The sequence below is a fragment of the Metasolibacillus fluoroglycofenilyticus genome, assembly GCF_003049645.1.
Classification (GTDB): domain Bacteria; phylum Bacillota; class Bacilli; order Bacillales_A; family Planococcaceae; genus Metasolibacillus; species Metasolibacillus fluoroglycofenilyticus.
The window spans coordinates 59,452-79,870 of record NZ_PYWK01000002.1; the positions used below are offsets into that span (position 1 = coordinate 59,452).

At 38.4% G+C, this 20,419-nt stretch carries 20 protein-coding genes; 3 read left to right on the forward strand and 17 right to left on the reverse strand.

Annotation, left to right across the window (positions count from 1 at the left end):
- Positions 1 to 66: 66 nt before the first annotated feature.
- The 6 genes from nrdF to C9J36_RS10875 form a co-directional block, all read right to left on the reverse strand.
- The gene (gene nrdF, locus C9J36_RS10850) at positions 67 to 1,047 is read right to left on the reverse strand and encodes a class 1b ribonucleoside-diphosphate reductase subunit beta (RefSeq protein ID WP_066166540.1); all 981 of its coding nucleotides are present in this window, start codon (positions 1,045 to 1,047) and stop codon (positions 67 to 69) included.
- Complete coding sequence (nrdE, locus tag C9J36_RS10855; RefSeq protein ID WP_107943138.1) at positions 1,035 to 3,128, reverse strand: class 1b ribonucleoside-diphosphate reductase subunit alpha; 2,094 nt, start codon at positions 3,126 to 3,128, stop codon at positions 1,035 to 1,037. The genes nrdF and nrdE overlap by 13 nt, the downstream gene beginning before the upstream one ends.
- Entirely contained in the window at positions 3,125 to 3,496 is a 372-nt protein-coding gene (gene nrdI, locus C9J36_RS10860) for a class Ib ribonucleoside-diphosphate reductase assembly flavoprotein NrdI (RefSeq protein WP_107943139.1), read from the reverse strand. The genes nrdE and nrdI overlap by 4 nt, the downstream gene beginning before the upstream one ends.
- Entirely contained in the window at positions 3,493 to 3,723 is a 231-nt protein-coding gene (locus tag C9J36_RS10865) for a glutaredoxin family protein (protein ID WP_066166549.1), read from the reverse strand. The genes nrdI and C9J36_RS10865 overlap by 4 nt, the downstream gene beginning before the upstream one ends.
- A 486-nt stretch (positions 3,724 to 4,209) precedes the next feature.
- Positions 4,210 to 4,974 (reverse strand): TIGR01457 family HAD-type hydrolase, encoded by a 765-nt coding sequence (locus tag C9J36_RS10870; RefSeq protein WP_107943140.1) that lies wholly within the window; start codon positions 4,972 to 4,974, stop codon positions 4,210 to 4,212.
- Positions 4,975 to 5,424, reverse strand: a complete 450-nt coding sequence (locus C9J36_RS10875) for a DUF86 domain-containing protein (RefSeq protein WP_107943141.1) — start codon at positions 5,422 to 5,424, stop codon at positions 4,975 to 4,977.
- A gap of 91 nt (positions 5,425 to 5,515) precedes the next feature.
- Here C9J36_RS10875 and C9J36_RS10880 point away from each other — a divergent pair, with 91 nt between their 5' ends.
- Positions 5,516 to 5,782, forward strand: coding sequence for a DUF3055 domain-containing protein (locus C9J36_RS10880; protein ID WP_066166557.1), 267 nt, complete (start codon positions 5,516 to 5,518; stop codon positions 5,780 to 5,782).
- Between the two features lie 220 nt (positions 5,783 to 6,002).
- Here C9J36_RS10880 and C9J36_RS10885 read toward each other — a convergent pair whose 3' ends face one another.
- From C9J36_RS10885 to C9J36_RS10925, 9 genes are all read right to left on the reverse strand, one after another.
- A complete protein-coding gene (locus C9J36_RS10885; RefSeq protein WP_066166560.1) occupies positions 6,003 to 6,329 on the reverse strand; it encodes a YutD family protein in 327 nt (108 codons plus the stop codon).
- A gap of 29 nt (positions 6,330 to 6,358) precedes the next feature.
- Positions 6,359 to 7,276, reverse strand: a complete 918-nt coding sequence (lipA, locus tag C9J36_RS10890; protein ID WP_066166563.1) for a lipoyl synthase — start codon at positions 7,274 to 7,276, stop codon at positions 6,359 to 6,361.
- Between the two features lie 254 nt (positions 7,277 to 7,530).
- On the reverse strand, positions 7,531 to 8,277 hold the full coding sequence (yunB, locus tag C9J36_RS10895; RefSeq protein ID WP_066166567.1) for a sporulation protein YunB: 747 nt from the start codon (positions 8,275 to 8,277) through the stop codon (positions 7,531 to 7,533).
- 63 nt (positions 8,278 to 8,340) lie between these two features.
- Positions 8,341 to 9,441, reverse strand: coding sequence for an HD-GYP domain-containing protein (locus C9J36_RS10900; RefSeq protein ID WP_066166569.1), 1,101 nt, complete (start codon positions 9,439 to 9,441; stop codon positions 8,341 to 8,343).
- A 491-nt stretch (positions 9,442 to 9,932) separates the two neighbouring features.
- On the reverse strand, positions 9,933 to 11,294 hold the full coding sequence (locus C9J36_RS10905) for a bifunctional metallophosphatase/5'-nucleotidase (RefSeq protein WP_066166572.1): 1,362 nt from the start codon (positions 11,292 to 11,294) through the stop codon (positions 9,933 to 9,935).
- A 65-nt stretch (positions 11,295 to 11,359) separates the two neighbouring features.
- The gene (locus C9J36_RS10910) at positions 11,360 to 12,181 is read right to left on the reverse strand and encodes a sulfite exporter TauE/SafE family protein (protein ID WP_066166576.1); all 822 of its coding nucleotides are present in this window, start codon (positions 12,179 to 12,181) and stop codon (positions 11,360 to 11,362) included.
- The gene (locus C9J36_RS10915; RefSeq protein WP_107943142.1) at positions 12,181 to 13,038 is read right to left on the reverse strand and encodes a DUF72 domain-containing protein; all 858 of its coding nucleotides are present in this window, start codon (positions 13,036 to 13,038) and stop codon (positions 12,181 to 12,183) included. The genes C9J36_RS10910 and C9J36_RS10915 overlap by 1 nt, the downstream gene beginning before the upstream one ends.
- A gap of 182 nt (positions 13,039 to 13,220) precedes the next feature.
- Positions 13,221 to 14,318 carry an amidohydrolase gene (locus C9J36_RS10920; RefSeq protein WP_107943143.1) on the reverse strand — a complete coding sequence of 366 codons (1,098 nt, stop codon included), beginning with the start codon at positions 14,316 to 14,318 and terminating at the stop codon, positions 13,221 to 13,223.
- Positions 14,319 to 14,507: 189 nt separating this feature from the next.
- Positions 14,508 to 15,734: a winged helix-turn-helix domain-containing protein gene (locus tag C9J36_RS10925; RefSeq protein WP_107943144.1), complete on the reverse strand. Its 1,227-nt coding sequence runs from the start codon at positions 15,732 to 15,734 to the stop codon at positions 14,508 to 14,510.
- Between the two features lie 37 nt (positions 15,735 to 15,771).
- Between C9J36_RS10925 and C9J36_RS10930 the strand changes: the two genes are divergently transcribed.
- Together C9J36_RS10930 and C9J36_RS10935 are read left to right on the forward strand one after the other, a co-directional pair.
- Complete coding sequence (locus C9J36_RS10930) at positions 15,772 to 16,881, forward strand: mandelate racemase/muconate lactonizing enzyme family protein (RefSeq protein WP_107943145.1); 1,110 nt, start codon at positions 15,772 to 15,774, stop codon at positions 16,879 to 16,881.
- 430 nt (positions 16,882 to 17,311) lie between these two features.
- Positions 17,312 to 18,112 (forward strand): hypothetical protein, encoded by an 801-nt coding sequence (locus C9J36_RS10935; protein WP_066166590.1) that lies wholly within the window; start codon positions 17,312 to 17,314, stop codon positions 18,110 to 18,112.
- A gap of 308 nt (positions 18,113 to 18,420) precedes the next feature.
- Here C9J36_RS10935 and C9J36_RS10940 read toward each other — a convergent pair whose 3' ends face one another.
- Together C9J36_RS10940 and sufB are read right to left on the reverse strand one after the other, a co-directional pair.
- Positions 18,421 to 18,855, reverse strand: coding sequence for a VOC family protein (locus C9J36_RS10940; protein ID WP_066166592.1), 435 nt, complete (start codon positions 18,853 to 18,855; stop codon positions 18,421 to 18,423).
- 157 nt (positions 18,856 to 19,012) lie between these two features.
- A complete protein-coding gene (gene sufB, locus C9J36_RS10945; protein WP_066166595.1) occupies positions 19,013 to 20,410 on the reverse strand; it encodes a Fe-S cluster assembly protein SufB in 1,398 nt (465 codons plus the stop codon).
- Positions 20,411 to 20,419 lie beyond the last annotated feature (9 nt).

Sequence of the window (20,419 nt, forward strand, 5' to 3'; positions counted from 1 at the left end):
TAAGCATCACAAAAAGCGTCCAAAACATAGCAATGCACTGTTTTTGGACGCTTCTTTTTCATCAAATTACTTCTCTAAAAAATCAAAATTAAACGTTTCATCTGTAATTGGCTGAACTTTTGCTAGTGCATATGTTGAGCCTTTTTGAGAGAAGAAATCGTATGTTGAACCTTCGTTACGAATACCATTCATAACAATTGGGTTTACTTCCTCCTCAGGGAACATCGTATCTAAGCCCAAGTTCATTAACGCTTTATTTGCATTGAAGCGCACATAAGCTTTTACTTCTGGGGAAAGCCCTGTTTCAGCATAGATATCTTCCGTATACTTCATTTCATTTTGGTACAGGTCTAACAATAGCTCATAGCCCCATACTTTTAGCTCGTCTTGCTTTTCTGGAGAGAATTTACGGAAAATATTTTGTGCAAAGAAGCCAATTGCTACACCATGAATTGATTCGTCACGTAAAATGAGGGAAATAACTTCCGCGCTATTACGCAAAGTACCTTGCCCACCTAAATAAAGCGGGTAGAAAAAGCCGGAGTAGAATAAAAAGCTTTCTAGCATAACAGAAGCAAACATCGCTTTCCATAATGACTCATCATCGTTTTCTTTAATTGCTAAATAAACATCGCTAATGCGTTTCGCCTTATATTGTAAAAATTCGTTTTTCTTAACCCACTCGAAGACCGCATCAATTTCATCGTTATTACATAACGTTGTAAAGATATACGAATAGGATTTTGCATGAATCGCTTCAAAAGAGCCGAAAACAGTTAATACGGCTTTTTCCTGCAAATCATTATTATATTTCGCAATTTCGTTCATGCCGATATTCGTTTGCACCGTATCTAACAATGTTAAGCCACCGAATACTTTTTTGTACGTATCTTGGTGCTCAAAGTCTTTCCACTGTTTAATATCCTTTGATACAGCAATCTCCTCTGGCTGCCACATTTGCTTCCATTGCTGGTCCCAAAATACTTTCGCCAAATCGCTTGTCGGCTTATTCCAGTTAACCGCCTCATATGGTTTTAAATTGAGCATGATACACACTCCTCTAAAGTTTGTAATCGTTGACGCACGTAATATACTGTTTTAATGCCCTTCATCCAAGCATAAATATACACTTTCGCTAATTGTTCTGTTGTCCAACGATCAGTTACATATAATGTCATTGAAATTCCTTGATCGACATGCTTTTGTGCTGCTACATATAGGTCGATTAATTTATATGGATCAACTTCATATGCTTCCACATATAAATGACGATTATCATTATTTAAAAACGGCATCGGATAAATTGTACGACTATCTGCATAGTCTCGAATTTCCACGCGCTCTGTACATGGTGCAAGTGATGCTGTGCTGCTGCGAATATAGGAAATACTGCCTGTCGGTGCAACAGCTAGGCGGTAGGCGTTAAATACGCCATGCTCAGCTACCTGCTCTTTTAACTCCTGCCACATTGCAGCAGTAATTAGCGGCACATTACCTAATGCTTCTTTAACCGCTTTCGATGGCTCTCTCTCTTCTTTTGCTATATAAGAGTCGAAGTAATTACCGTTGGCGTATTCGCTCTCCTCATAACGATAGAATGTTTCACCCTTCTCTTTGGCAATTTGCATAGATGCTTGTAATGAATAGTAATTTAATGCTTCCATAAAGTAATCGACAAATTCAATTGACTCTGGTGAGCCATATAAAATATTCGATTGCACTAAATGACCATGAAGGTTCATTACCCCAAGACCAACAGAATGCATTAATTTATTCGCCTTCGCTACAGATGGCACATTTTTAATATTTGTCATTAATGATACATTCGTTAAGAGCTGCATACTTGTCGTAATAAGCTCTTCAAAGTTTTCGCTTTTTGTTGCGCGGTAAATGTCGATAGAGCCTAAGTTACACGATACATCTAAGCCGTAAACATTTGGCTGATCCATATCTGTAATATCACTCGTCGTTTGTACTTGTAAAATTTCTGTACACAAATTCGACATTTTCACTCGGCCTAGGCCTTTTAATGCGTGATTTTCGTTGACATTATCATCAAACACCTCGAATGGATAGCCCGATTCAAATTGTGTCTTTTTAATTTCCGTATAAAGCTTGCGTGCATTAATGCGCTTTAGTTTTCGAATGTTCGGATTATCAAGCAATTCATAATACATTTCCGTCATGCTAATTTCGGACATGCGCTTGCCATATTCACGATAAATATCGTATGGGCTAAATAAAATAATATCTTTGTCACGCTTCATTAGCTCAAAGAAAATCGATGGGATAATAACCCCTGTCGATAATGTCGCTAAGCGAATTTTTTCGTCAGCGTTAGGCTTTTTCGATGAAATAAATTCTTCAATATCACCGTGGAAAATATTCAAATAGACAACGCCTGAGCCATTGCGCTGCCCTAGCTGGTTGGAATAGGAGAAAGAGTTTTCTAATAGCTTAGCAACAGGCATAACGCCGCTAGCACGATTTAAAATCCCTTTAATCGGGTCGCCTAATGGGCGTAAATCCGTTAACAATGTTCCTACGCCTCCCCCTAAACGAGAAAGCTCTAGGCAATAACCGATATTTTCTGCGATGGAATTCATCGTATCATCAACCGTCAATTTAAAGCAGCTTACTAGCTCACCACGCGCCTTTTTACCGCTGTTTAGTGCCGTTGGTGTCGCGGGCTGATATGCCTCCATAATACTGCGTACAGCACGCTCTGCAAGGCTTTGGTCTCCCTGTGCTAAATATAACGAAATAATCGTAATGCGATCCTCATATTTCTCTAAAATCTCTTGACCGTCACGGCTTTTCATTGCGTAGCTTTCATAAAATTTGCTGGCACTCATAAAGGATGGAAAACGGAATTTATAAGAATAAGCTATTTTGAATAACCTTTTAATAAATTCCATCGGATACATTTCTAAAAAATCTCTTTCATAGTATCCTTCATCGATTAAATATTTAAGCTTTTCTTCCAAGTCTATATAATAACGCATTTTCACATTGACATTTTCTAAAAAATACTTACGTGTCGCTTCTTTATCCTTGTCCAAATCTAAAATGCCTGTCGAGCTATAACTATTCAATAAATCATTATTGAGCTTTAAATACTCTTTCAAATCTTTTCCCCACCTTCAATAACAGTTTGATAATATTCTCGAATTGCTTCATAATCGTGTGCAAATCCCCGAAGCTCTAGTTTGCGAACAATCGGTATTTGATAAGTGGCATTTATTTTATCGGCGGAGCCGCAAAAAACATTGTGCCCAAAATTGGAATTGCCGCTTGCAATCACACCTTTACAAAACGTAGCGTTTTCTTGCAAAAATTCCTCTACTATTTGTGGCACTGTACCAAGTCCATCCGTATAAGTAAATAATAAATAGGGCTCAGAAAGCTTGAGCCCCTTCGTCATCTCAATGTTCGGTAATTGGAGCTGATTGATGATAAAGCGCACATTTCCTGTCCTGCTTGCAAAGACAATCATCCAACTAGCTTGCTAATCTCTTCGTTAATTTGTGAAAAATCATGGATTAGCTGACCGTCGATTTCTAAAATCGGAACCGTTAAGAAACCTGCATTGACGATTTTCTCTTTTGCCGCAGCATCTAAATCTATATTAACTGTTTCGTAGCGCCCCTCTAAACCAGCTTCATTTAACTCCGATTTAACAAACATACATTTTGGACAAACTGTTTTTGTGTACAAGATCATTACGATAACCTCTTTCCATTTATTTTTTCATAGCATGTACCATTGTGCTTTGCCACATATACAAGTGAAACGATTATGTATTAGCATAATTATTGCGAACAATTCTTATTGCTAGAAAACTAAATTTTAATTTTCCATTTTTTTCTCGCCATGTATACTTATAATCTATACAAAATCTGAACAAGGTAACGCGCTAGATGTATGAGGAAAGCCCTTTATATAGCCATCCTCGCTATATTTCCTATATGTAGTGCGTTTTTCAGAAAAACAACACTATATATAGTGTTTATTTTGAACTGCATTTATTGTATCATACTCGATTTTAAAAAAACAACTCTTGCAATTTTTTTATTTTCATGAAAACATATATTCCATTTTGAAAATCATCATAAATACCTATTGCATTTAATTTATGAGTCAACAATTTTGAATAAACAACAAAAAGCTATATCAAAATAATTTTGATATAGCTTTTATTCTTCTGTTTTACAGCCACTCTTCCAACGAGCTCAAGCAATAAGTAGGTCGTTCTTTCTGCAATTGGGCTTGCTCTGTAGGAGTAACACCTGTATTCACATGAACCGTATCACAGCCAAAGCGAATGCCGCATAAAATATCCGTTTGATAATTATCGCCAATCAATACCATTTCATTTTTACAATAATGATGTGTTGAGGCAATCGCTTCTAACATAATTGGTGATGGCTTGCCAATGAAGACAGGCTCTACACCTCCTACGCTTGCTACAAGCCTTACAAAGGAGCCATTGCCAGGCACGAAGCCTTGCTCTGTTGGAAATTTAACATCTTCATTTGTAGCAATTAAATGTGCACCATTCTGCACAGCCAAGCAGGCATTTACTAGCTTTGAATAATTTACCTCTCGATCAATCCCCATCACAAAAACCTTTGCATCCGCTTCATCTGTAATATGTATCCCTTGGGATTGCAGGGCCTCTCGAATACCATCCGAGCCAATAAGCTGCACTTTTTGCTGGGGAAATCGCTCACTTATATATGTCGCCGTCACGACTGCGCTCGAATAAATATGCTCTAAAGGCGCAGCAATGCCTAATGCCGCTAATTTTTGCTGCAATTGCACAGGCGTTTTTGAAGAGTTATTCGTTACATAAAACGGTTCAATGCCCTCCTGTTGCAATTTATGAATAAAGGTAATGGCACTGTCAATCCCTTTGTTTCCACGATAAACCGTTCCGTCTAAATCAAAACAATATGCTTTATAGCGCTTCATTTATTTATCCTCAGGCAAAAATGCGGAAACAGGTCCAAGCTCATTCGTTAAATAATCTTGCACTTTGCCTGAAAACTGTTTTAAGGCCCCTAACGAGCCTGAAAGCACTTTTATGACTTCTTCATCATCCACTTGAATAAATTCGCGTACAAGCATTTTACGCAAGCCTACAACAGCTTTTAGAGACGCGTCCATATCTGGTGAAATGACTTTCTCATCTACTAATATATCGATAATATCTTCATAACTGCCCGGGTCGCGCATAATAAAGCCATCAATCATTAAATTACCAACGTCCATCATCGATTCCATTACATTATGACCGATACGCTCAAGTGCTAGCTTTGTCATATCATTTTCAAGCCAATTTTCTTGCTCTTCAAAAATCGCCAGCAATGTATCTAAATGTTGTAAGTTTAATGAAATTTTATTTCGATCTACGAAATACATTCAAAACGCCTCCTAGTACCTAAATAGTTGATAGTGTTTTCTTATCTATAGTAACATATTCTAGAGATACGAAAAGGAGATAGAAATTCAAATGGAAAGATTTTTCTTATATGATGATGTAGAGGATACGAAAACGCGCTTCGTTAGCTTCGCAGGCAAAACACAGCGTTATGATTTAGCGATATTACAAAGTGGACGCTTTTTTGGTAAAGTACTTGTTTTAGATATTCAGTTCGGTCGCTTTGCGATTATCGGTCCCGACGATGTAGAGGAGCCGGGCTATTTAGAGCACGTCTACAATCGCACCGAGGAAGAGACAGCTGATTTGCGTGCGTATTTGACAGAGCTACTAAGCTAAGGACTCACGCAGCATGCTAAAAGGGCGTGTTTGAAAAGCTTTTTTGAGACAAAGTTAATGACAATTTATTGTGACTACCGCAGGAGCAAGTATTTTCTGCGACGAGTAACCGCAGGAGCAATTATTTAATGTCAAAAATAAGGCTGTCCGAAAAGGAATACCCTTTTGGACAGCCTCATTTTTAGACCGTGAAACTTAGTCACTTTATAGTTCAGTCACTTTATAGCTCTTCTATCAATTCCTCTGTATCAACTGCAACTTCCTGCTGTGGTGCTCGCCCTATTTTTTGAACGATAAAATAAGCGCAGCCAAAATTACAGTATTCAAATAAATAATCCTCAAATGTACTGATTTTTGTATCAAAGGTAGATTTGTGATTGCGATCATCAAAGAATCCTTTTAGACGAAGCTGGCCATATCCCCAATCTCCTACGATATAATCATATTTCGTCAAAATATCTGAGAATCGCTCTAAAAATACTTCTTCATTAAAGCCTTCTCGCACATTTTCGATTACTTCATAAATATAACCTTCTGCAACAATCATTGAAATACCACCTATCTATTTGCACATGGCTATGCTTTCGCCTGTGCCTGACGTTCTTTTGTTGCTGCATTTACTTGCTCATCTGCATGGTAGCTACTGCGCACTAATGGACCTGCCTCGCAGTGACTAAAGCCTTTTTCCATTGCAATTTTGCGAAGCTTCCCGAATTCTAGCGGAGAATAATACTTTTTAACTGACAAATGCTTTTTCGTCGGCTGCAAATATTGACCAATTGTCATTATATCTACATTATTTGCACGCAAATCATCCATCACTTCTAAAATTTCATCCCATGTTTCGCCTAGACCAATCATTAATGAGGATTTTGTCGGGATATCTGGCTGCATTTCCTTTGAGCGACGTAAAAACTCTAAAGAGCGATCATATTTTGCTCGTGCACGAACTCTCGGTGTTAAGCGACGCACCGTTTCGATATTATGATTTAAAATATCCGGTTTCGCATCCATAACCATCTGTAAATTTTCTTCTATCCCACCTAAATCAGATGGCAATACTTCAACAGATGTCGCTGGACTTTTACGACGAATCGCACGAATTGTTTCCGCTAATACGCCCGCGCCACCATCCTTTAAATCATCACGTGCTACCATTGTAATAACAACATGCTTTAAATCCATAATTTTTACTGAGTCTGCTACGCGCTCTGGCTCTGCTAAATCGAGCTCTGTCGGTAAACCTGTTTTAACCGCACAAAAACGGCATGCACGCGTGCATACTGAACCTAAAATCATCATCGTTGCCGTACGACGCTCTCCCCAACACTCATGAATATTTGGACAACGCGCTTCCTCACAAACTGTATGCAAGTTGTTATCGCGCATTAATTTTTTTAAGCCTTTATATTGTTCATTTGTATTTAATTTAATTTTCAACCAGTCTGGCTTGCGTATGTGCTCTTCTTTTGCTGTAGGTTTACAAGATGTCATCCAATTTCGCCCCTATCATAAAATCAATTACGCCTCGGCTAGCTTTTTCAAGCATGCACAGGAAAGCTTCTACAAAATCTGTGATATTTGCCGGAGGCTTTATTTTGATTTGCGCGAGAAGCTGAACATCCGCGCAAGTCAAAATAAAACTTTAGTACTTTTAGTCAATGTACCATATTCCATGCGCTACAACAACTTTATTTATAGCGGGGCATTCAAAAAGCGTGCTTAGGTACTGTTTTTCGAACGTTTGGTTAATCATAAGGGACAGGTACCTCTAACGATGGCTGTATGCCTTCTCCACCATTCGTATAAATATGTGGAACCGAACCTTGCACTAGGCCAATTGCTACAGGAATATACTGCTCTACTGTCGATGATTTCGTAGCAAACGGCACAATAATTTGTACATTCACCTCTAAATGAATACTTACCTCAACATAGGCATTATTTATACCAAATTCTCTAATAGTGGATTGTACATCACTATGTACATTCCCTATAATATGAAATCGAATCGGTATTTTTGGTCCTAAATTTCCGAGTAAAGGAAGATTAGCAGCTTGCCCGAGTGGTACAAAAAAAACGATACCATCGCCCGCTTCCATTTTCCCGACATCGTATTCGACATTTTCTAAGTTTGGTAAATGTGTTAAATCTCCATTTTCCGCTTGCTCTAAATATTCTTTCACCAAAGCCTGTGTTTCTGCGCGAACACGATTAATGATTTCCGTATTAAACTTTGTCGTAATCATTTCACTTGAGCCCGACGGTAAATTTTCAATAATATCATTCACATCTAATACGCTAGAAGTGCGTGCATTAATCGCTTTATTGACAACAAAAGAAGCCACTTTATTCGTTTGCACTTCTGCATATTGTAAATAGGTTGGCATTAAACGAGCATTCATCCAATATAAAAATAATATAATGACAACGATAAGTGTCAAAATGACAAAAACGGCTGTATTTCCTCGTTTTTTATGTTGCCTAAATCGCATTTTTCTTCGTTGTAGAAGCAGAAAAATCCCCCTTGCTCTATTCGTATGAGCAAGGAGGGGGAACTATTCAGAAGGGATAAATTCTGTTTCTATTTTTTCAATAGTAATATTGAATGTATTTGCTAAATTGATTTCATATGTAGCTACAAGCATCTCACCGTTTTCCTCAAAAATTCTTATGTATGGCAGGGATGGGTGTAACTCATTTTGTCGTGAAACAATACCTCGACGTCCGTCTGATAAAGTAAGTACGGTTCCATTCGGATAATGAACAACGCATTTTTTCAATGCTTCGACAACTTTTGCATCGTATAATGTCCCAGCATCTTTTTCTAGAACGGCAATACCTTCTGAAGGCAGTACTTTTTCACGATAAACACGATTCGATGTAACAGCATCAAATACATCTGCTACAGCAATAATTTTAGCAAATGGGTGTATTTCAAATTCGACTAGACCTCTAGGGTAGCCGCTTCCGTCTAAGCGTTCATGATGTTGGAAGGCACAGTGTGCTACCAAGAGTGAGATGGAATGTAGATTACGTAGCAAATCGAAGCCATAACGAGCATGCAATTTCATTTCATTATATTCGTCCTCTGTAAGAGCACCTGGTTTTTTTAAAATTTCAGCTGGTACTAATAACTTTCCAATATCATGCAAGATTGCACCAACGCCAATTAAGCGCAACTCTTCGTAGGAATATCCTAATTCCTTCGCAATGGCAATTGAATATAATGTAACTTGGAAAGAGTGATGATATAAGTATTGATCGTATAAATATGCATCTGATAAAATAGTTAAAAATTCATGGCTATCAACAATCGTATCAAGTAGCCCCTCTACAATCCCATTAATAGCCTTTGACTGTTGCTCGATAATATACGAAGCCTGTGCCCCTTTAAGGTTTCTAACCGTTTCAAATGTCTTTGTAATTTCTTTAACTACTCTATGACGAACAATTGGGTCGACTGTTTCCTCAATTTGTATGCCGTCAGATATTAAATCATCTATATAAATATATCGAATGTTTAATTGTTGCAATCTTTCAATGATTCGGTGATTGATGACAACGCCTTGGTGCAAGAGTGGATGACCCGCTTCATTCCATATCGTCTTCCCAATGACCATGCCTTCTTTCACAACATTTAATGATATTAATCGCATATTTATAATTTAACCCCAATTCTACTATATACATTATTTTTATTATATAAGTAATAAACAAAATAAGATAGATGTACAAATGAAAAAATCATGCATATTGATTGAGCCAACAACATTTCGACTCATATTTGCCGCAGTTTTTCATGCTCACATAGAAGTGCCTCAGCAAAAAAATGATAGCTCCTTCATAATCCAAGTAAAACAATACTCTCAAATTAAAAAGAAATCAACATACATGATAATTTAATTTCTTTCAGCGAATGTCTATACACTTGCTGATAAAGAGGAATTAGGTAGTTGTCACAGGGCGTGACAATTTTAGGTTAACTTCAACTAATTAGCTCAAAAAATTTGGAAGGGGCTGCCCGAAAAGTGTACATCTTTTCGGACAGCCCTTCTTCTATATTAAATATTGACTAAAAATACTTGTACCTGCGGTTACTCGTCGCAAAGAGTTCGTCTCAAAATAGCTTTTCCGACGACCTCTTTCATCACTTAAATTTATTTTGTCCATAAAGTTTTAATATATCTCGTAAAAATAAAGGGAGGTAATAATGTTTTTTGGCATATTTAAAACTCGGGAAAAAATAACCAAATGTAAATAAATCAAGCGTCACCAATTTATATGTGCGTTGCAAATCTGCCACTTCACCATTAATAATTAGCTCACGCTGGGCATTCAAATCAAAATGATAGGTTAACAGCTTGCCAAATACAATTCCTCTAAAGCCCAGCCCTTTAAATTGGAGTTGTGGCCATTCCTCGTTCATTGATTGCATATAAATTTCCTTCAGCTCCGTACCGGTAAGCTCAATCGTACATAAGTTAATTGGATGAGGGAAAATCCGATGAAGGTCGTATGCTGATACATAGCCTTTTTGCAAGTCCTCTAAAAAAATACCCGCATTGAAAAGGGCACAATCTGCACTTGAATATTGAATCATTGCCTCTGCAAATAAATTGGAAAGCTGTGAATAATGAAACCATTCTTTATTATACGTTTTTGGTGCTGTAAAAATCGGTTTATCTAGCTTTTCCTGCGCTTCTTGCATTAAACCTTGCAAAAATGCTGGCTCCTCTTTCGGGCTAGGGAGCAATGCACACTCGATGACCTTTTCTTGCTTCGTTATCCTTTTCGTTTGATGGTCAAAGTCAATGGTTAAATGCCCTACATATTGACCGAATTTTCCACAGCCAGTTAGCAGCACCTCTCCAATGAATTTTCCTGTCTCGAATAGATGATGTGTATGTGACCCAAAAATTACGTCGATTTCAGGGCATTCATCTGCAAGTAGCTCATCCTCTGTCTTTCCTAAATGAGATAAGCAAATGAGAATATCCACCTGCTCCTTTAACTGCTCGACAATCTGGATAATCGCAATTCTCGGCTCCGTTACTTGCCAGCTTAACGAACGATAAAATGCTTCGAACTGTGCAGTTGCACCTACAACCCCAATTTTCGTTCCATATTTCGTCGTTAAAATAGTATACGGCTTAAGCCATGCAGGCTGCTCCCCTTTTGATGCATATAAATTAGCAACAACAACTTCAAACTGTGCATCTTCGTACAGTGCTTCTAAGTCTTCAGTAGCAAATGTAATTCCCTCATTGTTGCCAAGCGTCACAACATCATATTGTGCCTCGTTCAATAGTTGAACATTGCCTTTGCCTTTCGTTGCCTCCGTATAAATATTTGAACGATCAATATGGTCGCCAATATCTAGTAAAAAGCTAGGCTCACCTTGTGCAGCTAATAATGTACGTTGTGCATGAATATAATTCTGCGTACGCATCCAAAATTCAAAATGACTATGTAAATCGTTCGTATGAAAAAAATGAATTCTTTCTTGCACAATGCACACCAGCTTTCTTTAAAAATCGATAATATTCGCCTGAGGCTCCATCTGTTATTTTAGCATCAAAATAGCCCATCTATAATAGAACGAACACCTAACAACAATAGAATGATCCGCAATACAAGTACCAATGTTTCTGATTTTAACTTTTTATTTAATTTTGCACCATATTTTGCTCCAATATATGCTCCCGGAATAACCGGTAATGTATATAGCCACGGGACATTTCCTAAATAAATATGCGAAGCAGAGTTGACAATCGATGTTAAAAATACTAAAAACATCGATGTAGCAATAGCCACATGCGGTGGGAATAAGAATAAAATCAGCATTGCCGGAACTATCATCGAGCCACCACCGATGCCAAACAGCCCCGACATACAGCCGACTGCAAATGTTAATAAAAAGGCAAACCAAATGGGGTAACCATACACATATTCCTTGCCTTCACTATCTATATATGTTTGCTTCTTTCCATGCTCGACAAACCAATAAACAGGCTTTAATTTATCACGTACTAATAAAATAATCGATAGAATAATTAATAAAATACCAAAATATAAATTAAATGATGGCAAATCTAACCCTTTATTAATCCATGCACCAAGCATCGTCCCTGGTACACTACCCGCAAAGAAAATAAAGCCTGTTTTATAATCTACCGTTTTTGACTTCATTTGTGTTACTGTAGAGGCGAGACCTGTAAAAATCATCATCACAACAGATAGACCAACAACCGTTTGTGGTGTAATATCTGGAATCAGCCCTAAATTAATACCTATAAATAGCGTAGCAGGTACTAAAATAACTCCCCCACCTAATCCAACAAGCGCCCCTATAATACCGGAGGTCATCGCAATAATAAATAACAATATAAATTCCATTAAAATTCCCCTTCAAAAATATTTAGTTGTTTTGGTGATAAATTTTCAAAGTGCAAGCCCAGTATTTCCTTTAGGCGCTGTGCGTTTGGCGCGGCATGATAATCAGAGTTATTATTAAACAGTACATAAACTCCCTGCGCCTGCTGCCGCAATTGCCTTACATAGGATGCTATTGATTGTAGCTCATCTTCATTATAATCATATAGAAAACGAACTTTGCGCCAATTATGTGCATTGCCACTATTGCGCCAGCCATGCACATTGCGACCATGAATACGAAATAGCACCTTATCTGCTGTCGCAACAGGTACGAGCGGAACAGAGCCCGTCCCTGCCTGCGGTTCATCACAAACAGTATGAATAAAGTTGTGCTCCTGTAAAAAGTGCAATGTTTTCTCCCTCATTTGCGGAGCATACCAAGTTTGATTGCGAAATTCTATCGCTAATGGCAAATTCGGTAATTGCTGTTTGACATAGCGAATATAATTAACATTTTTCGTTGTGCAATCAAACCAAGGAGGAAATTGTACAAGCACCATCGCTAGCTTATTTAAGCGCTGAAATGTATGTGCACATTCTAAAAAGGCTTGAAACATATCATTCCGCGTCTCATATGGTAACTCATCACGCAAATGTCCTGTAATTCCTTGATAAGCCTTTAATATAAATTGAAAATTATCAGGTGTATCCTGGCACCATTTTTCGACATTTTGATTGGCTGGAATGGCATAAAAAGATGTATCTACTTCAACAATTGGAAAATGTCCACTATAATCAAATAGTTTATCACGTGCCGTCGTCACCGTTGAATATAGAGCAGGATGATCTCCCCAGCCTGTTAGCCCAATCGAAATCATTTCCTCTCCCCCTTCCTATATGCTCCTTTATCATAACATAAAGTAAAACTTCACTCAGTGAGGACAATACTTAACCGCTGCTTGAAGAATATTATGGCTTCAAAATATTATACATGCCGATTGTAAAACTGCTGTTACGTTCACTCAAAGCTTATGTAACAATCTTTATCCTAACTACATCATTACCCTTGTTGCATTGTGCGTAAGCAAACATCTGTTAGTATCTCAATCCCATTGACAATGGCTTGATGATTAAATTGCATATGTGGGTCATGCAACCCGGGCATTACATCTGCCCCTAGAGCAAGCATCGTCGCCTTTAAATGCGGCCTTTCAATCGTGTAAAAATGAAAATCATCTGCACCTGGCGTAATAATCGTTGGGAAGGCAGGTCTTTCTAACACATGCTCAATTGACTGCGCTAAAAGTGCTGCCGCCTCGTCATGCACAACTGCTGCTGGAACATAATCAAAAAACTCAATTGTAATGGGTACTTGATGCAACGCACTTAATTGCGTACATATTGTTTTTACCTTCTGCTGTAATTCCTCCATTATCGCATTCGTTTGTGCACGTAAATCTAAACCAAATGTTGCTTTGCCGGGTATAATATTAAAATTTTCAGAGCCTGCATATAAATTGGTCATTTTTGCAGTCGCCGCTATATGTGGGTCTGTGTAGGTTAACCCTAAATGATGCACAATAGAAGCAGCTACTTCAATTGCATTGACCCCTTTATGCGGGCGCGCACCGTGATGATCCACGCCACCAATTTGCCCTTTTACAAAGACACATGAGCCATGCTGAATGCCTGCTGCACAATTTGGAAAAGCAATTTCATCAAATGGTCGTAAATGAACGCCGTAAAAATAATCTAAATCATCAATCACACCTTCTTGAATGACGCTTAAAGAACCATTGCCAAGCTCCTCTGCTGGTTGGAAAATAGCGCGTACTGTTCCGTTGAATTCACCTACTTCCTTTAGTCGATGCATAACGCCTGTCACAATCGTCATATGTGCATCATGCCCACATGAATGATTTGCCTTCATTTCTCCATCCACTTCCTGCCATAGTGCATCCATATCTGCGCGCAACCCTATTTTCGGTGAGCCCGAACCAATTTCAACAGAAAAACCAGGTATATTTTTAAATCTTTTTGGCTGAAAACCAGCCGCTTCAAATAATGCAACGAGATAATTAGTCGTTTCAACTTCCTTAAAGCTTATTTCACCATGTGCGTGTAAATGGCTGAAAATATCCAACATTTTTTCTTTCATAAAAAAACTCCTCACATAATGCATTGTCGTTTGTCTATACGTTCATCCTATAATCTTTTAGTTTGTTCTTGACTTCATCACTTTTGCTTTGTACGATACAATTAACGACCACTTAGCGACATGGTTTTATTGTAAAAAAGATTGCTGTCATATGCAAGAAATTTTCCGACAACAAAGTAGTGCATCACGTTATTTCACTAATGTTGGAAGCTGTAAGCGGTAAAGTGCTGAGGGACGACCTTTTTGGTGCGCAGATTGCTCCCCGATAATCGTTACATAGCTGGCATCATGTAATTTTTTCAACATGCGCTCAGCCGTTCTTCTTGTTACTTGTAAAAATTTCGCTAACTGTGCCGCTGTAAAGGGCTCACTAGTTTGCAATGCCGCATATGCAAAAATACGCGATATATTTTGTGGGCTTAAGCGGACTTCTTGTGCCAATGCTGCAAGCTGTGGATGCTTTACAGAAAACGCAGTTTGTTTTTCTATAATCGGGTAAGGTCCATGTAATGTTTGTTTAGCATCCATAAAATAAAACTGCTTTGATTGTGTAAAGGAGCTTGCTACAAGTGCATTATTATAAGCAGCTTCCATTGAATGCCCACTGCCGAAAGCAATTCGCACATTAGCATTTAAAGCGCCATGCCATTTTTCGAACAAAGGGTGCGCAATAACCGATTTGATTTTACCAACTGTCGAATAGACAACGGTGCCATGCTCCTTCTTCGTTAATGTCGCATCTAGTAACTGAGCAAAAGTAGCTAGCTCCTCAGGCAAACAATACTGCTCTTGAATGAGTCCAACCACAACCTGAGCAGCTTCAGCCTTCGCTAATAATGCCTGTTCTTTTGCCTTGGCTAGCGTATGAAGTATGTCATTGTCCGTATCAACAATGTGGATAGCTGGATAACCTTCCTCACATAATTGGTCATATACTGCATGAATGCTCGTAATCGCAAAATCTGTTTGGCCACTAGCTAGTGCTTTGCGATGAAAGGCGACTACAGGCTGTGATGGCTGGGCATTTTGCAAACATAATGTATGAACAGTAGGTGGAGTATGCAGGTCGTTACATAAGTTTCGCCACTCTTCCTCATCGCGATAATCAAGAGAAATACGTGTTAAATTGTAGCCTAATTGAACAGCCTTTAATAAAGTAATTGCTAAAGCTTGTACATCTTGACGTAAATAAACAACAGGTATTTGTAGCTGCTCTACTTGCTGCTTGGCAAAAGCATAGGGCAGCGAACCTGAAAACATTAATACATCACAATGCTCAAGCATTTTTACTAGCTCAGGTGCTTCAGCTGGCTCTTTATATGCATAACATTTCAGTTGATAAGAAGAATCCGATTCAGCGAGTGCTTGTGCTTGCTTGCAAAAGCTTGCTGAACCAATTAAAGCAATTGTCATCATAAAAAAGAAAACCTCCAAATCAGAAAGGATGTACAATATGAAAATTAAAAAAATCGAACTATTTGCTATTGAGCTCCCATTAAAGGAACCATTTATTATTAGCTATGCTACCTATTATACGATGCCTTCCTTAATCGTCAAAGTGACTTTAGATAATGGTGTTATCGGCTATGGCGAAGGCGTTGCAGATGAGCACGTAACAGGGGAAAGCATGTACGGCGCATTTGAAATTATCGAGAAAATTTTAGCCCCTCGCTTAATTGGTCTAAATCCGCTGAATATGGAAGCCATTCATGATGTCATGGATGCTGCAATATTGGCAGCTCCTACAGCGAAGGCTGCACTTGATATTGCGTGCTACGATGCCGCTGCAAAATCATTGAACATTCCTGTCTATGATTTACTAGGTGGACGCTTCCATGAGGCATTTCCAATTACCCACGTTTTAAGCATTCAAGACCCTTCAGTAATGGCACAAGAAGCAATGGGTAAAATAGAAGAAGGCTATCGTTCATTCAAACTAAAAGTTGGTGAAAAAATGGTAGAGGACGTTAAGCGTATTCAAGCAGTAAGAGAAGCAGTCGGCCCTGAAATCGCCATTCGCGTTGATGTTAACCAAGGGTGGAAAAATAGCGCAACCGCATTACAAGCACTTGCACTCCTTGAAAACTGTCATCTCGACTGGATTGAACAGCCCATTGTAGCACATGATATTGACGGCATGGTCGAAATTAAACAGAAGACTGCTACACCTGTAATGATTGATGAGGGACTTGTTGGCATGACAGAAATGCGCACAATTATCCAAAAGCAGGCCGCGCATAAAGTGAATATTAAGCTGATGAAATGTGGCGGTATTTATAAGGCAAATAAGCTCGCTATTATGGCTGAAATGGCCAATATTGAATGTCAAGTAGGCTCCATGGTCGAATCATCAATTGGCTCAGCAGCAGGCTATCACGTGGCCTTCTCTAAAAAATCAATGACTAGCGTTGAATTAACAGGTCCACTAAAATATAGCGAGGATGTAGGCAATCTGCAATTCGATATTCCATTTATTCGTTTAAGTGACAAACCGGGTCTAGGTATTGATGTGGATGAAATTAAGCTTGCGAAGCTAACAGTAAAACAAAGTGTTATAAGCTAAGTTAGTCGTCCGAAAAGCTAATATGAGCCCCATGCGATAGTGACAATTTATTATGACTATTGCGTGAGCGCACAAGTTTAGCAGCAAATTAATAAAGAAACATGTGATTGCCATACAAAATTACCTTAGCGGACAGTCCTCTTACGTACTAAAAAAATCGATTGAATTGCACCCCGATTGTTAGACATAACTAGAATCGAAGGTGCAATTTTTTATGGCTAAATTCGATAAACAAGAAAAAACAGTTTCTTAAGTAAATTATAGGATTTATTATTATTGCCTAGGCAAGTAGATAAATATCTCTATTAAAATACATTTATTGTATATTTAAACCTTATTTTGGCACTCTTGTAACGAATCCTATAATGAATTACTATTACTTTGGATAGGTAAATTTTCTGAACATTTAATACAAGGAGGATATTTTATAGTGAAAAAATTGCTAGGACTGCTTTTTTTAATGTTGCTATTAGCCGCGTGTGGCAATAATACACCAGAAGAAAGCTCGACAGATCATAGCGAAACAGAAAATAAAGAAGCTGCTACTTCTGAAAATGAGAACGAAGAAGTAGAAACCGAAGTGGAAGCGGACGAAGAAGCCGCTGCTAGCTTAAGCTCCCTAGCCTCTTGTGAAGGTATTTTATTTGAGGTAGGGAAAACGATTGAAGGCAAGCAACTAGCTGCATGTATGGCAGATGCGATGATAGCAGCAGGCACTGGCTCGCATAAAGCGATTTCATCAACGGGCACTACAATGGTCGATTTTCAATGGAATCCTGATTTTTCAATGCATGTCAAAAGCCAAGACATGTCTGTTATTGTTGATGGCGACACAGGTTGGATGAATATGCCCGACGTAGGCTGGGTAGAGGAAACAGACGAACCGAGGACAGGTGAGCAAGTCATTGCATCAAATGTTATAAAACTAACTCGTGTTTTAGGACACCCACTTATCATCGCTGAAAACTTTGCACAAGCACCTACATGGCATGTTGTCGAACAGGCCTCTGTACCCGATGCCGATGCTTTCGTTGATACAGCATGGCATTTAGTCCCAGAAGAACCGATTAATCTTCTTGGCACTACACTCACAGATGTACAGCTTTGGGTAACGAATAATTATTTAGGTGCCTATTACATTGCAACAGCAACAATTGGTGAAGTGTCTGAGACAACGAGCAATACCTTTACCCAATGGGGAGGACCTGTCCATATTCCAAGCCCTGAATAATAGGAGCTTAGCATTATGAAAAAAGTTTGCTTATTTTTTAGTATGTACTTTATTCATTTCAGCTTGTAGCAATCATAAGGTCAAAAATCAAACTGCCGCCTAAATGGCAAGTACAATTACCTCTAGTAAAAAACAAATCTTGACAGTTCAAACTACTTAATTTAAAAATACTTCAAGCTAGCCAAAAACGTCTGAAAAGCGTGTTAAAGCACGGTCTTTCAGACGTTTATTAGTCATTAATTAATTTCCGCTTTTAAAAATACTAAAACAAGATATTTGGAAGCATTTTCTGAAACGAATATTTCGAACTAATTCGCTTCATTATCCTCTAAAATTTGTACACGCTCCTCAAAGCTAACTACCCTATGCATTTCATGCAGCATCCAAAGATAGCCGAATTCATCACTGAATACAGCATTTGATACGCCAAAATCAGGCAGTTCAGTAACTGCTTGTACTTCCTTACAGCCTGCTTTCATTGCTTTTTCATATGTGTCTGCAATATTTGGCACTAAAATATTAAACCAAATTGGCTTTGGGTCATTAGGCTTCGGTGCAATCATTTGATATTCAGGATTTTCATCTAATAAATGAAACCTGACATCATATAATTTAAAAACTGCTTCATTTTTGCCAACAGGGAAATCTGTTACTTCCACACGCTCTATATCAAAAATTTTCTCATATAATGCTAATGCCTTCAAACTATCCGTTACAACCATATCGATTTCTACACCAACCATTTTAGACACTCCTTTAATTTTAATGAAATCCTATTATTAGAGTACCACAATGACCGTTAATTATTACATCATTCGCATTCGAGTTATTGCGATATGCATAAAAAAGACGTCCGAAAAGCAGTGCTTTGCATGCTTTTTGGACGCCCTGAGTAATCTATTAACCGATAGAACCTTCCATTTCATAGTTGATTAGGCGGTTCATTTCTACTGCGTATTCCATTGGTAATTCTTTTGTGAATGGCTCGATGAAGCCCATTACAATCATTTCTGTTGCTTCAAGCTCAGAAATACCACGGCTCATTAGGTAGAATAATTGTTCTTCGGATACTTTTGAAACTTTTGCTTCGTGCTCTAGTGACACGTTGTCGTTTAAAATTTCGTTGTATGGAATTGTATCTGAAGTTGACTCGTTATCCATAATTAATGTATCACATTCGATGTTTGCGCGTGCGCCAGTCGCTTTAGGACCGAAGCGTACGATACCGCGGTAAGAAACTTTACCACCGTGGTGCGCAATCGATTTTGACACGATTGTTGAAGATGTATTTGGTGCAAGGTGAATCATTTTTGCGCCTGCATCTTGGTGCTGACCTTTACCTGCTAATGCAATTGATAATGTCATACCACGCGCACCTTCACCGCGTAAAATACATGATGGATATTTCATCGTTAATTTCGAGCCAATGTTGCCATCAATCCATTCCATCGTACCATTAGCGTCAACTACTGTACGCTTCGTTACAAGATTATAGACGTTGTTTGCCCAGTTTTGAATCGTCGTGTAACGGCAGTATGCATCTTTTTTAACGATAATTTCTACTACTGCTGAGTGTAGCGAGTTTGTTGTGTAAACAGGGGCTGTACAGCCTTCTACATAGTGTACATGTGCACCTTCATCTACGATAATCAAAGTACGCTCGAATTGACCCATGTTTTCAGAGTTAATACGGAAGTACGCTTGTAATGGTGTTTCAACTTTAACACCTGGTGGTACGTAAATGAATGAACCACCTGACCAAACTGCTGAGTTTAAAGCAGAGAATTTATTGTCTGCATAAGGAATAACTGTGCCCCAGTATTGCTTGAAAATATCTTCATTTTCTTTTAATGCTGAGTCTGTATCCTTGAAAATAATGCCTAGGTCTTCTAAATCCTTTTTCATGTTGTGGTAAACTACTTCAGATTCGTACTGAGCAGATACACCAGCAAGGTATTTTTGCTCCGCTTCAGGAATACCTAATTTATCAAATGTTGCTTTAATTTCTTCTGGTACTTCATCCCATGAGCGCTGTGTTGCTTCAGATGGCTTTACGTAATAAGTAATTTCATCGAAGTTTAACGCTGAAAGGTCGCCACCCCATTGAGGCATTGGCATTTTATAAAATTGCTCAAGAGCTTTCAAGCGGTAATCAAGCATCCACTTTGGCTCTTCTTTCATATTTGAGATTTCACGAACGATTTCCTCTGTTAAACCACGCTCAGAACGGAAAACTGATACGTCCTTGTCGTGGAAGCCATATTTGTAATCGCCAATATCAGGCATCTTTTTAGCCATTTTTTCTCC